Annotated in this window: 11 protein-coding genes and 1 pseudogene; 10 read left to right on the top strand and 2 right to left on the bottom strand. The window is 73.3% G+C overall.

Features of this window, described 5'->3' with window-relative positions:
• The first annotated feature begins 13 nt into the window (after nucleotides 1-13).
• The 10 genes and pseudogenes from pepN to ACSMXO_RS35000 all read left to right on the top strand — a co-directional run.
• Nucleotides 14-2,530, top strand: coding sequence for an aminopeptidase N (gene pepN / locus ACSMXO_RS35045; protein ID WP_455415319.1), 2,517 nt, complete (start codon nucleotides 14-16; stop codon nucleotides 2,528-2,530).
• Between the two features lie 103 nt (nucleotides 2,531-2,633).
• Complete coding sequence (nadD, locus tag ACSMXO_RS35040; RefSeq protein WP_346260580.1) at nucleotides 2,634-3,230, top strand: nicotinate-nucleotide adenylyltransferase; 597 nt, start codon at nucleotides 2,634-2,636, stop codon at nucleotides 3,228-3,230.
• A 99-nt stretch (nucleotides 3,231-3,329) separates the two neighbouring features.
• Nucleotides 3,330-3,728, top strand: a complete 399-nt coding sequence (gene rsfS, locus ACSMXO_RS35035) for a ribosome silencing factor (RefSeq protein WP_101371445.1) — start codon at nucleotides 3,330-3,332, stop codon at nucleotides 3,726-3,728.
• A complete protein-coding gene (locus ACSMXO_RS35030) occupies nucleotides 3,725-4,354 on the top strand; it encodes a histidine phosphatase family protein (RefSeq protein ID WP_346260581.1) in 630 nt (209 codons plus the stop codon). Before rsfS ends, ACSMXO_RS35030 begins: the two co-directional genes overlap by 4 nt.
• A gap of 179 nt (nucleotides 4,355-4,533) precedes the next feature.
• The gene (locus tag ACSMXO_RS35025; protein ID WP_455415318.1) at nucleotides 4,534-5,379 is read left to right on the top strand and encodes a DegV family protein; all 846 of its coding nucleotides are present in this window, start codon (nucleotides 4,534-4,536) and stop codon (nucleotides 5,377-5,379) included.
• Between the two features lie 185 nt (nucleotides 5,380-5,564).
• Nucleotides 5,565-6,815, top strand: a complete 1,251-nt coding sequence (locus tag ACSMXO_RS35020) for an alginate lyase family protein (RefSeq protein WP_455415317.1) — start codon at nucleotides 5,565-5,567, stop codon at nucleotides 6,813-6,815.
• A 167-nt stretch (nucleotides 6,816-6,982) separates the two neighbouring features.
• On the top strand, nucleotides 6,983-7,744 hold the full coding sequence (locus ACSMXO_RS35015) for a helix-hairpin-helix domain-containing protein (protein WP_455415316.1): 762 nt from the start codon (nucleotides 6,983-6,985) through the stop codon (nucleotides 7,742-7,744).
• A 137-nt stretch (nucleotides 7,745-7,881) separates the two neighbouring features.
• Nucleotides 7,882-10,320, top strand: a complete 2,439-nt coding sequence (locus ACSMXO_RS35010; RefSeq protein WP_455419381.1) for a ComEC/Rec2 family competence protein — start codon at nucleotides 7,882-7,884, stop codon at nucleotides 10,318-10,320.
• A 217-nt stretch (nucleotides 10,321-10,537) separates the two neighbouring features.
• The gene (holA, locus tag ACSMXO_RS35005) at nucleotides 10,538-11,512 is read left to right on the top strand and encodes a DNA polymerase III subunit delta (RefSeq protein WP_455415315.1); all 975 of its coding nucleotides are present in this window, start codon (nucleotides 10,538-10,540) and stop codon (nucleotides 11,510-11,512) included.
• Nucleotides 11,509-11,832, top strand: a pseudogene (locus tag ACSMXO_RS35000) (hypothetical protein); the annotation flags it as partial. The gene holA and the pseudogene ACSMXO_RS35000, both read left to right, overlap by 4 nt.
• Nucleotides 11,833-12,370: 538 nt before the next feature.
• Here the strand turns inward: ACSMXO_RS35000 and rpsT are convergent.
• On the bottom strand, nucleotides 12,371-12,637 hold the full coding sequence (gene rpsT / locus ACSMXO_RS34995) for a 30S ribosomal protein S20 (protein WP_107269985.1): 267 nt from the start codon (nucleotides 12,635-12,637) through the stop codon (nucleotides 12,371-12,373).
• A gap of 237 nt (nucleotides 12,638-12,874) precedes the next feature.
• Nucleotides 12,875-13,858, bottom strand: a complete 984-nt coding sequence (locus ACSMXO_RS34990; RefSeq protein ID WP_346260585.1) for a phosphotransferase family protein — start codon at nucleotides 13,856-13,858, stop codon at nucleotides 12,875-12,877.
• Between the last annotated feature and the right edge of the window lie 207 nt (nucleotides 13,859-14,065).

The following is a 14,065-nucleotide window of genomic DNA, read 5'->3' as shown; positions in this document are numbered from 1 at the left end:
GCAGGATAAGCGGATGCCGAGCCTGACCCGGGTAGCGGCGGCGGAACGCGCCGCCCTGCTCACCGTGGAGTCGTACGACATCGAACTGGATCTCACCGGGCCGGCGGAGCGGTTCCGGTCGACCAGCACGGTCCGGTTCCGCGCGGCCACCCCGGGGGCCGGCACGTTCGTCGAGGTCAGGCCGGCCCGACTGCTCGGGGTACGACTCAACGGCGCCGACCTGGATCCGGCCGCGCTGGACGACAACCAGTACCCGCTGACCGGGCTGGCCGCCGAGAACACGCTGGTGGTCGATGCGGAGATGGCGTACTCGAACAGCGGTGAGGGGCTGCACCGGTTCGTCGACCCGGCCGACGGTGAGACCTATCTCTACGCGATGTCGGGAATGGACAACGCCCAGCGGATCTTCGCCTGTTTCGACCAGCCGGACCTGAAGGCGCCGGTGACCCTGACCGTCGTCGCGCCGCCGGAGTGGACCGTGGCCGGCAACGGGCGGCACGGCACCGCTCCGCACTCCGGACGGTGGGTGTTCGCCCCGACCCCGCCGCTGGCCACCTACGTCGTGACGCTGGTCGCCGGGCCGTACGCGGTGCGCCGGGCCGAGCACGACGGCATCCCGCTCGGCCTCTACTGCCGGCGCTCGCTCGCCGACCATCTCGACCGGGACGCCGAGGAGATCCTCACCGTGACCCGGCAGTGCCTGGACCAGCTGCACCGGCTCTTCGGGGTGCGCTACCCGTTCGACAAGTACGACCAGGCGTTCGTGCCGGAGTTCAACATGGGTGCGATGGAGAACCCGGGCCTGGTCACCTTCCGGGACGAGTTCCTGCCCCGGTCGGCGGTGACCGACGCCGAGCGGGAGCGCCGGGCGAACGTCATCGCGCACGAGATGTCGCACATGTGGTTCGGTGACCTGGTCACCCTGCGCTGGTGGGACGACCTGTGGCTGAACGAGTCCTTCGCCGAGTACTTCGGCACCCGGGTCACCGCCGAGGCGACCCGCTTCGACCGGGCGTGGACCACCTTCGCGCTGCACCGCAAGGCCTGGGGGTACGCCGCCGACCAGCGGCCCTCCACCCATCCGGTCGCGCCGGCCGAGGTGGTCGACGCCGCCGAGGCGCTGGCCAACCTCGACGGCATCTCGTACGCCAAGGGCGCCTCGGTGCTCCGCCAACTCGTCGCCTGGCTCAGCGACGACGCGTTCCTGGCCGGGCTGCGGGAATACTTCGCCGCGCACCGGTTCGGCAACGCCACCCTCGCCGACCTGCTCGCGGCGCTCGCCACCAGCAGTGGTCGCGACCTGACCGGCTGGGCGCAGGTGTGGCTGCGCCAGCCGCGGCTCAACACGGTGCGCACCGAGGTACGGCTGCGCGACGACGGGCACTACGCCGAGGTGGCCCTGGTGCAGAGCGCCCCGCCGGAGCATCCGGTGCTGCGCCCGCACCGCATCGGCGTCGGGCTCTACGATTCCGATCCGGCCGGGACCGGGCTGCGGTTGCGGGACCGGATAGAGGTGGACCTCGACCCGGCGGTGGACGGCGGCCGTACCGTGCTCGACGGGCTGACCGGTCAGCCGGCGGCCCGGCTGCTGCTGCCCAACGACGGCGACCTGACCTTCGCCAAGGTACGCCTGGACGCCGGCTCGGTCGCCGCCGTGCCGGCGGCCCTGCCCGAGCTGGCCGATCCGCTGGCCCGGGCGCTGCTCTGGGCGGAGGCGCTGGACGCGGTGACCGACGGGGAACGGCCGGTCGCCGACCTGGTGGCGCTGGTGGTGGCCGCCCTGCCGGCCGAGACCGAGGTGGCCGTGGTGCAGGACGTGCTGGCCCGGGCCCGCAACCTGCTCGACCGTTATCTCGACCCGGAGGTCCGGCCGGCCGCCCTGGAGCAGCTCGCCGGGGCCTGTGCCCGGTTGCTCGCGGTGGCGCCGTCCGGCGGCTCGGGCCAGCTCGCGGCGGCGCGCGGGTGGATCTCCGCGACCGTCGACACCGCCCGGCTGACCGGCTGGCTGGCCGGCAAGGACGTACCCGACGGGCTCGCGGTCGACGCCGAGCTGCGCTGGGCGGTACTGCGCCGGCTGGCCGTACTCGGCGCGGCGGGCGAGCCGGAGATCGCTGCCGAGCAGGCCGCGGACCGCAGCGCCAGCGGGGCGGAGTGGGCCGCGACCTGTCGGGCAGCGCTGCCGGACCCGGCGGCCAAGGAGCACGCCTGGCGGCTGCTCGTCGGGGAGACGAGTCTGTCGAACCGGCTGCTGGAGGCGACCGCGCGCGGGTTCTGGCAGCCGGAGCAGGCCGGCCTGACCGACTCCTATGTGGAGCGGTACTTCGCCGAGATGCCGGCGGCGGCGCGGCAGCGTACCCCCTGGGTGGCCGACCGGGTGGCCGGGCTGGGTTATCCGCGGTACGCCGTCTCGGCGCGGACCCGGGAACTGGCGGCGGCGCTGCTCGCCCGGGACGACCTGTCGCCCGGCCTGCGCCGGGTGGTCGTCGACGAGGACGACGACCTGCGCCGGGCGCTCGCCGCGCGGCGGTGAGCATCGGCCCGCCGCCGCCTCCACCGCTCGGAGATCGGCCGGAAAGTGCGATCTGGCTCATGCTCCCCGGAACGGGCGGCGGGTCCGGGCCTACGATCAAGTCGTGGAGGCAGACATCCGGCGGATAGGGATCATGGGGGGCACTTTCGACCCGATCCACCAGGGGCACCTGGTGGCCGCGAGTGAGGTGGCCGACCGGTTCGAGCTGGACGAGGTGGTCTTCGTGCCCACCGGCCAGCCGTGGCAGAAGGCCGACGAGCCGGTCAGCTCGGCCGAGGACCGCTATCTGATGACCGTGATCGCGACCGCCTCGAACCCGCGGTTCCAGGTCAGCCGGGCCGACATCGACCGCGGCGGCCCGACCTACACCGTCGACACCCTGCGCGACCTGCACGCCGAGTACGGCCCGAAGGTGCAGCTCTTCTTCATCACCGGCGCCGACGCGCTGGAGAAGATCCTCTCCTGGAAGGATCTCGACCAGATGTTCGAGTTGGCCCACTTCATCGGGGTCACCCGGCCCGGCTTCGTCCTCTCCGACGCGCACCTGCCGGCCGACACGGTCAGCCTGGTCGAGGTGCCCGCGATGGCCATCTCCTCGACCGACTGCCGCGCCCGGGTGGCCGCCGGTGGGCCACTCTGGTATCTCGTTCCCGACGGTGTGGTGCAGTACATCGCCAAACGGGGGCTATACCGGGGGTGATTCCGCCCGGTTTCATGCTCATCGTTCGTTAACCGCCGGGCCGTACGGTGCCACCGTGTGAGAGGCTAGGAGGGTCCGACGGTTGATCGAAGGAGAATGGTGACAGCTTCCGACCGCGCCCGTGAGCTGGCAACGGCTGCCGCACAGGCCGCAGCCGACAAGAAGGCGCAGGACATCGTCATCATCGACGTGGCGGACCAGCTCGTGATCACCGACGCGTTCCTGCTCGCCTCCGCGCCCAACGAGCGGCAGGTGACCGCGATCGTGGACGCGATCGAGGAGGCACTGGTCGGTCTGCCCGAGAAGGCCAAGCCGGTCCGTCGCGAGGGCGAGCGGGCGGGCCGCTGGGTACTGCTCGACTACGTCGACCTGGTGGTGCACGTCCAGCACACCGAGGAGCGCGAGTTCTACGCGCTCGACCGGCTGTGGAAGGACTGCCCGACGATCCCGTTCGTCGATCGGGACCTGGTGGAGGCCGAGGCGGGCATCGCCGAATGACCCGGCTGATCGTCTGGCGGCACGGCAACACCGACTGGAACGCCGCCAACCGGGTGCAGGGACAGCTCGACGTACCACTGAACGACCTCGGCCGTGAGCAGGCCGCGGAGGCCGCGCCGCTGCTCTCCGCGCTGCGTCCGGACGCGATCGTCGCCAGCGACCTGCGCCGGGCGGCCGACACCGCCGCCGCGCTGGCGGCGCTGACCGGGCTGCCGGTCCGCACCGACGCCCGGCTCCGGGAGCGGTTCTACGGGCAGTGGCAGGGGCTGCTGATGACCGAGGTGGCGCAGCGGTTCCCCGCCGAGTACGCCCGCTGGCGGACCGGTGACCCGGATCCGGGCAGCGAGGTGGAGAGCCTCGACGACCTCGGCAAGCGGGTCGGCACGGCGTTGCAGGAGGCCGCAGATGTGGTACCGGGCGGCACGATCGTGATCGCCACGCACGGCGGCGGCGCCCGGCAGGGCTGCGGCTACCTGCTCGGCTGGGATTCGACCGTACTGCGGTCGGTCGGCTCGCTGAACAACTGCCACTGGACCGAGTTGCGGCACGACGAGGTACGCGGCTGGCAGTTGCGCGGGCACAACGTCGGCCTGGTCGCCCAGGGCCCGGCACCGGCAGCCGTCTGAGCCGGTTCCGCTTGGCCGCCCGCTGCGGCGCGCTCTGCCCGCCGTCCGGCGGTCTCCGTCATCCGAGGCTGGCTGCCGCCTGGCGGTGCCCTGCCGCCTGCCGTCTGGGTTCGCTCTCCGGGCTGCCATTCGGTGGCCGGTCGGTCGTCCTGCCGCCGGTGATCGGCTAACGTGCCGGAATGCCTGTCGCGGTTGTCACCGACTCCACTGCCTACCTGCCGGCCGAGCTGGCCGAGCGGCACCCGCTCACCGTGGTGCCGCTGATCGTCGTGCTGGACGGGACGCAGGGCCGGGAGGGCATCGACGTCGGGCCGGCGGACGCGGCCCAGGCGCTGAGCGCCCGGCGGTTCGCGATGAGCACGTCCCGGCCGGCGCCGGAGGAGTTCGTCGAGACGTACCGCCGGTTGCTGGCCGAGGGGGCCGACGCCGTCGTCTCGGTACACCTGTCGGCGGAACTCTCCGGCACGGTGGAGGCGGCCCGGCTGGCCGCCGCCGAGCTGGGTCCCCGGGTCGGTGTGGTCGACGCCCGGTCGACCGGGATGGGTCTCGGTTTCCCGGCGCTCGCCGCCGCCGAGGCGGCCGCCCGGGGTGCGGGCCTGACCGAGGTACGCCGGGCGGCGCTGGACGCCATCGCCCGGACCAGCACCTTCTTCTACGTCGACACCCTGGAGTTCCTCCGGCGGGGCGGCCGGATCAACGCGGCCGAGGCGTTGCTCGGCACCGCCCTGTCGGTGAAGCCGATCCTGCACGTGGCGGACGGCGGCATCGCGTTGCGGGACCGGGTCCGCACCGCCGGACGGGGGCTGGCCCGGCTGGTCGACCTCGCCGTGGAGGCGGCCGGCCCGGGTGAGGTCGAGGTGGCGCTGCACCATCTCGCCGTACCTGGTCGGGCGGCCGACCTGGCCGAGAAGTTGGGCGCCCGCCTGGGTGACCGGCTCCGGGCCATGTACGTTACGGAGGCCGGAGCGGTGATCGCCACGCATGCCGGGCCGGGACTGGTCTGCGTCGTGGTGCACCGCCGGTAGGTGACGTCCCCGCCGCCCGCGTTGGTGGATCTTTCCGCGTCGGATCTTTCCGCCTTGTGGAAAAGGGTGACCTTTCGTCGATAGGCGTTGACTGGGATCGATCTGGATGATCCTATTGGACAGTAAACCTTCCTAAGAGTTGTGGCTGCCGTCAACCCGCCGGCCCCGCGAGCAGGAGGAGCATCGTGTCCAGATCCCGTCCCCGCCCCAGAACACTCCGGATGATCGCCGCCGGGCTACTGCTGTCGACCGTCGCGATCGTCCCGTACCCCGGGTCCGGCGCCGCCGCACCGGCAACCGGGTCGGCCGGTCAGCCCGGCACCGAGGTGCGGATCGCGGCGCCGCCCACCTTCACCCACCCCGGCGTACTGGTCAGCCGGCCGCAGCTCGACTTCGTCCGTGGCCGGGTGACCGCCGGAGCGCAGCCCTGGAAGGGCGCCTACGACCAGATGATGGCCAGCGGCTTCGCCTCGCTGACCCGTACCCCGAAGCCCCGGGCGGTCGTCGAGTGCGGCTCGTACTCCAACCCCAACAACGGCTGCACCGACGAGCGGCAGGACGCGCTGGCCGCGTACAGCCTGGCGCTGGCCTGGTACATCACCCAGGACAGCCGGTACGCCGAGAAGGCCATCCAGATCATGGACGCCTGGTCGGCGACGATCCGGGACCACACCAACAGCAACGCACCGTTGCAGACCGCCTGGGCCGGGTCGAGCTGGCCCCGGGCCGCCGAGATCATCCGGTACACCTACGGCGGCTGGTCCGCAGCCGGCGTCAGCCGGTTCGGCACCATGCTGCGCGACGTCTACCTGCCCGAGATCATCAACGGCAACGCGACCAGCAACGGCAACTGGGAACTGAGCATGATGGAGGCGTCGCTCGGGATCGCGGTCTTCCTGGAGGACCGGGCCGTCTACGACCGGGCGGTGGGCAAGTTCCGCGACCGGTTGCCGGCCTTCCTCTATCTGACCAGCGACGGGGCGTACCCGCGCGGCCCGGTCGGCAGCGGCATCGACACCCGGGCCGAGATCGTCTCGTACTGGCACGGCCAGCAGGTCTTCTCCGACGGCCTCTCCCAGGAGACCTGCCGCGACTTCACCCACACCGGGTACGGGATCTCGGCCATCTCGCATGTCGCCGAGACGCTCCGGCACCAGGGCCAGGACATCTACCCGGAGATCCAGGACCGGTTGCGGCACGCGCTCGGTTTCCACGCCAAGTACGAACTGGGCGACGCCGTCCCGTCGACGCTCTGCGGCGGCAGCCTGACCCGGGGGCTCGGCCCGGTCACCGAGGTGGCCTTCAACGCCCTGAACAACCGCCGGGGCATCGCGATGACCCGTACCCAGCAGCTCACCGAGCGGCAGCGTCCGGCCGGGACGAACTACCTCTTCGTCGCCTGGGAGACCCTGACCCACGCCGGCAACCCCAACTGACCCGCCGGGTCGCCGGCCGGCGAGCGGGTCGGCCGGCGACCCTGGGTTCACCGACAGCCCTTAGCACATCGTCGCTTGATCAGGGCGTTGTCCACAGTGGCGTCGGTTGTCCACAGCCGGCGGTGTACGGCCGGCGCGAGGCTGTGTCGGTCACCTACCTTCGCCGGGTGTCCGACGATGACGAAACACTGGTGCGGCAACGGCTCGCCCGGCTGCTCGGCGGCCGCGCCACCCCGGCGGAGCAGCCGCCCGCCGGCTCCGTTCCCGCCGGCTCCGTTCTCGCCGGCTCCGGACCGGCTCCGTCGGCGGACACGTCGGTGGAGCCGGCTCGGCTGGCCGGTCCGGGCGCCTTCGACCCGGGACGACGTGGCGTCAAGGCCCTCGCCGTGCTGGCGGTGATCGTGGTGCTCGGCGCGGCCGGTTGGGCCTGGCTGTCCCGGCCCCGGAGCGAGCCGGTCGTGGCCGTGTCGTCCTCGGCGCCCGCGTTCGTGCCGACACCGTCGGTGCCCGGGTCCGCGGTCGGCGGCGCCGAAGTGGTGGTCGCGGTGGCCGGCAAGGTGCGCCGCCCCGGTCTGGTGCGCCTGCCCGCCGGTGCGCGGGTCGCCGACGCCCTCGAATCCGCCGGTGGCGCGCTGCCCGGCGTCGACGTGGCGCTGCTCAACCTCGCCCGCAAGGTGACCGACGGCGAACTGATCCTGGTCGGGGTGACCCCGCCACCCGGAGCCGGCCCGGCCGGCGGGAAGGTCAACCTCAACACCGCCACCGTGGCGCAACTCGACGCCCTGCCCGGGGTCGGGCCGGTGCTCGCGCAGCGCATCGTGGCGCACCGGGAGGAACACGGCGGATTCCGTTCGGTTGCCGACCTGCGCCAGGTCACCGGCATCGGCGACGCCCGCTACGAGGACCTCAAGGATCTGGTGACGGTGTGACGGCCCGCCACCACCGGCCGCCCGTTCCGGCCAGCCCGCCCGATCCGACCGCCGCCGTACCCGGTGCGGGAGGCGGCGCCGATGGCCATCGGCGGCTGCCTGATCTTCGGCTGGCCGGGCTGGCGGTGGGGGCCTGGCTGTCGGCGCTGGCCGGGCTCCTGCTCGGGACGGGCCCGACCCTGCTGGTCGCGGCGCTGGCCGGCGTCGCCGCGCTGGCCCTGTCGGCTCGACTGGCGCCGTCACATCGGCCAGCTCCGTCGTGTCGACCGGCCCGCTGGGCGCTCGCCGTACTGAACCTTTTTCGACCTGAACCGCGCGGCGCTCACGCACCGCGTCCGACCTTGCGGTTCGCCGGAGTGCAGGGGGAGGTGGAAAAGGGGTCACTGGACCGGCACGGCTGGGTGGTGGTCACCGTACTACTCGGCGTGGTCTGCGGCAGCGTGGCCACGGCCGCCCGACTCGGGGTGCGGGACGCCCCGCCGGTCAGCCAGTTGGCCGAGGCGCGGGCCAGGGTCAGTGTCGAGCTGGTGGTCCGGGACGATCCACGGTCGATCGGCGGCGTCGCCGGCCGGCCGGCGACATATCTGCTGTCAACCCGGCTGGTCTGGGTGGCCGAGGGGGAGGGGAGCAGGGTCAGGGTGCCGGCCCGGATCCTGGTGCTGGCCACCGATCCGGGCTGGCGCGGGTTGCTGCCCGGCCAGCGGGTGACCACCACCGGGCGGCTGGCGGCGCCACGCGGCGGCGACCTCACCGCCGCCGTGCTGACGGTCAGCACCCCACCCGTGCCGCGCGGGACCCCGTCCCTGGCACAGCGGGCGGCCGGCTCGTTGCGGGCCGGGCTGCAACGGGCCTGCGCGCCGCTGCCCACCGAACCGGGCGGGTTGCTGCCGGGGCTGGTAGTCGGCGACACCAGCCGGCTGGAACCCGCGGTCGAGGAGGACTTCCTGACCACCGGCATGACCCATCTGACGGCGGTCTCCGGGTCCAACGTGGCGATCGTGGTCGGGCTGGTGCTGCTGCTGGCCCGTTGGGCCCGGGCCGGGCCCTGGCTCGCCGCCGCCTTCTGTGGGGTCGCACTGGTCGGTTTCGTCATCCTGGCCCGGCCGTCGCCGAGCGTCGTCCGGGCCGGCACGATGGGGGCGATCGGTCTGCTGGCGCTGGCCGTCGGACGACCGCGAGCCGCCCTGCCGGCGCTGGCCAGCGCGGTCACCGTACTGGTGGTCGTCGACCCGGAGCTGGCCGGTGACGCGGGGTTCGCGCTCTCCGTACTGGCCACCGGCGGTCTGCTGCTGCTCGCTCCGCGGTGGCGGGACGCGCTGCGGCGCCGGGGCGTACCGGCCGGTGCGGCGGAGGCGCTGGCCATTCCGGCGGCGGCACAACTGGCCTGCGCGCCGGTGGTAGCCGGACTCTCCGGCACGATCAGTCTGGTGGCCGTACCGGCCAACCTGCTCGCGGTGCCGGCGGTGGCGCCCGCCACGGTGCTCGGGGTGACGGCGGCGGTGCTGTCCCCGCTCTGGCCAGCCGGTGCACAGGCCGTGGCGTGGCTCGGCAGTTGGCCGGCGTGGTGGCTCGTCCTGATGGCGCGGTACGGCGCACGCCTGCCGGCCGGGACGTTGCCGTGGCCGGACGGGGTGGCCGGTGGACTGCTGCTCGGGGCCCTGACCGTGGCCCTGCTGGTCGCCACCCGCCGGCCACTGGTGCGCCGGCTCGTCGCGGTGGTCGCGGCTGCCGTGCTGGTCGGTGCGCTGCCGGTGCGGGTGGTCGCCACCGGGTGGCCACCGACCGGCTGGGTGGTCACCGCCTGCGCGGTGGGCCAAGGCGACAGCCTCGTGCTGCCGGTCGGTGCCGGCCGGGCGGTGGTGGTGGACGCCGGTCCGGACCCCGGGGCGGTGGACCGCTGCCTGCGCCGGCTCGGCGTACGGGCGGTGTCCCTGCTGGTGGTGAGCCATTTCCACGCCGACCACGTGGGCGGGGTGGCCGGAGTGTTCCGGGGACGGCGGGTCGACGCGGTGGTGGTGCCACAGTGGCTGGAGCCGGCCGAAGGGCGGGCCACCGTGGAGCGCGCCGGCAGCGCGCACGGCGTACCGGTCGGCACGGTTGGTGCCGGCTGGACCTACGCGGCCGGCCCGGTGGCGCTGACCCTGCTCGGGCCGCCGTACCCGATCCGGGGCACCCGTTCGGACCCGAACAACAATTCGCTGGTGCTGCGCGCCGAGGTACGCGGCGTCAGCATCCTGCTCACCGGGGACGCCGAGAGCGAGGAGCAGCAGGCGTTGCTGGAGGTCGTACCGGTCGCCCAACTCCGGACGGACGTGTTGAAACTCGCTCACCACGGCTCGGCGTACCAGGAGCCGGCGTTCCTCGACGCCGTACGTCCGGCGGTGGCGTTGGTGCCCGTCGGGGTCGACAACGGATACGGGCATCCGAACCCTGGAGTGCTGGCCCGGTTGTCCCGCTCCGGCGCTCGGGTGCTCCGGACCGACCAGCACGGGGATGTGGCGGTGGTGCGGCCGGGTGGAGGAGGGCTGTCGGTGGCGGTCCGGGGCCTCGATCCCGGCGATCCGTCCACCCGGTGATCGCCCCGGTGTACCCGTGGGAATGGGGCCGGGCCGGCCCGCGTGGTGGCGCCGTGACCGTCGGTTCCGGCGGTAAGCTCCGATTCGGTCACCCCAACCACTGGCGAAGAATGCCAGGGTTAAGATAAATGTCTGGATTTGCACTAAGTGCGGGGTCAGCCGCAGCGAGCCGGGTGACCAGGCCCGATGGACGCACGCCACGTGCGACGATGACCTCGTGACCCCCGCTAGCCTTCCCCCGGTCGTACTCGTGCTCGGTGACGAAGAACTACTCGCCACCAGAGCGGTCGCCGGAGTGGTCGACGCGGCCAGAGCCGCCGACCCGGACGTCGACGTACACGACCATGAGGCGGGCGCGTTGGGGCCGGGGGAGATCGCCGAGCTGCTCGGACCGTCCCTCTTCGGCGGTCGGCGGATACTTGTCGTCCGGGCTGGACAGGACGCCAAGAAGGACCTGGTCGCGGCGCTGTTGGCGTACGCGAAGAATCCCGATCCCGAGGTGCAGTTGGTGGTCGCGCACCTCGGCGGGGCCAAGGGCAAGGCATTCGCCGACGGCTTGCGGGCGGCGGGTGCGGAGCTCGTCCCGGCGGCGAAGCTGAAGGGTCACCGGGACCGGGTCGCGTTCGTCCGGGACGAGATCCGGCGCGGCGGCGGCCGGTGCACCGACGACGCGGCCGAGGCGCTGATCGCGGCGGTCGGCAACGACCTGCGCGAACTCGCCTCCGCCTGCTCCCAGTTGCTGGCCGACACCGACGGGCGGATCGGCGTCGACACGGTGGCCCGGTACTACCGGGGGCGGGCCGAGGTCAGCGGGTTCACGGTCGCCGACGCGGCGATGGCCGGTGATGTGCCGGGCGCCCTGGAGGCGCTGCGCTGGGCGCTGCACGTCGGGGTGGACCCGGTGCCGATCGCCGACGCGATCGCCGACGGGGTGCGCACGGTGGCCCGGGTCAGCTCGGCGGGCCGGGGCAGCGCGTACCAGTTGGCGAGCAGCCTGGGCATGCCACCGTGGAAGATCGAGAAGGCACAGCGGGTCGGCCGGGGCTGGACCCCGGAAGGGCTGGCCGACGCCATGTACGCCGCCGCCGAGTGCAACGCCGCCGTCAAGGGCGGCTCCGACGACCGGGGCTATGCCCTGGAACGTGCCGTGGTCGCGGTCGCGGCCGCCCGCAGGGCAAGCGCATCGCGATGACTGCGGCGACGGCGGTGCCGGCGGACGAGGAGCGGCTACGCCCGCTGTACGCCCGCGTGCTGCGGCTCCGGCAGGTCGACCCGGGCGGGATGCTCTGCTTCGTCTTCTTCGAGGGCACCGTGTCCCTCGGCCTGCTGCTCGCGCTCGCCGAGCTGGTGAGCTGGTGGGGGGTGCTCGTCCTGCCCGCGACCGTCGCGGTCATGGTGAAGGTCAACGACGTGGTGGCCGCGGCGGTGCTCCGATCGGCGGCTCGGGTGCCCGCCCAGGAACGGGAACGGTTCCGTCGGCAGATCCAGCCGGCGGTCGGCCGGGCCAGCGTGCCCAAGCGGTCGCTGGTCGAGTCCGGACAGACCCACCGGTTGACCACTTCCGGATCCGGCACCTCCGACGCCCCGAACCGTCGGACCCTCGGTAACCGGCTGCCGGCCCGGTTCCTGGTCGCCCGCCCATTCAGCATGACGGCGGTTGTCCGGGCCCGGCTGGAATTCGGCGGGCGGCGTCGACCCCCCGCCGACCCGGCCGCGCCGGACCGGGCCGACGGCGGTGGGGCCGACGCCCCGGGATGGGAGGCCGGTCGAGCGCGCTCCGGATTGCCGCAGACCCGGCAGGCCGCACCGCCACCATCCGCCGCCGCAACCGCGCGGGCCCGCAACAGCGGTCTGGCCGAACGCCTGGACCGGCGACCGGACCGGCGCTGGCTCTCCCGGCAGGATCCGATCGACACCAGCCGGCAGTCGGCCAGACGCCGCTACCGCTGACCGCCCCGGGAAGAAGCACGTGTGGCCCCGGGAAGAAGCACGTGTGGCCCCCGAGCCGACCGGCTCGGGGGCCACACGTCAGGTGTGTGGTGTTCCGCCGTCAGGCAGAGAGCGACTGGAGCCGCTTGGCGATCGCCGACTTGCGGTTCGCCGCCTGGTTCTGGTGGATCACGCCCTTGCTGACCGCCTTGTCGAGCTTGCGCGAGGCGTCCCGCATGAGCTCGGTCGCCTTGGCGCTGTCGCCGCTCTCGGTCGCCTCGTGGAACTTGCGGATGGCGGTCTTCAGCGACGACTTGACCGACTTGTTACGCAGCCGGCGCTTCTCGTTCTGCCGGTTGCGCTTGATCTGGGACTTGATGTTCGCCACGCGACAGCCTCGTCCTGGTAGCTAGGGTTACGTTTGCCGTTGATGCGCGGGCGACGACGCACGTCAGAGTGCGGCCGTGTCGGCACGCGCGAAGAGCCACGTTACCAGGTACGCCCCGCCGGGGCCAAAACAGCGCACTGGCCGTTGGCACCGCGGCTCCGCCGTCCCGCTGCGGTTCCCGCCGTCCCGCTGCGGTTCCCGCCGTCCCGCTGCGGGTCACCGCCGTCCTGGCGCCGTTCAATGCCATCCCTGGCGTTCGGCCAGCCAGCCGAGCGCGGTCTCCCCACTCCAGCGCTGGTGCGCCCGGATGTGCGGCGAGCCGGTGCCGGTGCCGGCCGCCGCGCGTACCAGCCAGTATCCGGACAGTGCGGCGAGGGCCGCGTCCAGCCCGTCGGCCGGGGCGTCCTGCGCCGCCGGATGGGTGGCGAACAGGGCGTCGGCGTCCAGCCCGCTGGCGTACCCGGTGACCAGCAGGCTGGCCAGATCGAACCAGGGCGGCCCGTAGCAGAGCCATGTCCAGTCGCAGAGCCAGGCGGCCCCGGTCGGGTCCAGCAGTACGTTGTCCACCCGCAGGTCGCCGTGGATCATCGACGGCACGTCGGCGTACCCGGGAAGCCGGGCCTCCAGCGCGGCGAGTTCGGTCAGCCGGTGCCGGGCGGCGACGGGGATGTCCGGCAAGGTCTCCCGGCCGGTGGCCAGCTCGGCCCACCAGGCCAGGTCCGCCCGGGCGAGGTCGGCGAGCCGGGGTACGCCCAGCGCCACCAACTCGACCGGGGGCTCCCGGAGCGCCGCCGCGACGGTCGCGTATGTGTCGAGGGTCGCCGCCAGCTCGGCCGGCGTCCAGGGCAGCCCCGGCATCCGGCCGTCGATGGCGTCCAGGCAGATCACGTGGTACCCGGCGGCGGTCAGTGTCCAGCGGGGGCGGGCGACGGCGAGCCCGGCCGGCAGTACGGCGGTGATCGCCGCCTCCCGGGCGTACCAGTCGCTGAGGTGCCGCTGGTCGACCAGGGAGGCCGCCTTGACGAAGATCCGGTCCCCGGCCACCGTCTGCAACACCCCGGCGAACCCCCGGGTGAACCCGCCGCCGGCGGTGCTGGCCCAGTTGACCCGGGCGCCCAGCCGGGCGGTGATCGCCGCCCGCAGGTCGGCGGGGAGATCGGCCCAGCCCGGCCGGACGGCGGTCGCGTCGTACGGTCGCGGCGGTACCGAGATGGCGGCCATGTCACAAGTCTGCCCTGGTCCGGTCGCGTTGCCGGGATTTCGTCACGCCCCGGGGCACCGCGTCGCCCGCAGCCGTTCGCGCCCCGGCCGACAGCTCGGTGCTTTCGCGGCGCCGACGGGCGTGGTGACGGAACTCGCGGTGGTGATCCGGCGGCCTCGGCCGGGCATCTCCGGGCGGCATGGGAACATAGAAAGCCCATCGTCGTC

The sequence above is a fragment of the Plantactinospora sp. DSM 117369 genome, from assembly GCF_053764795.1.
This window is presented reverse-complemented; position numbering and strand designations above follow the sequence as displayed.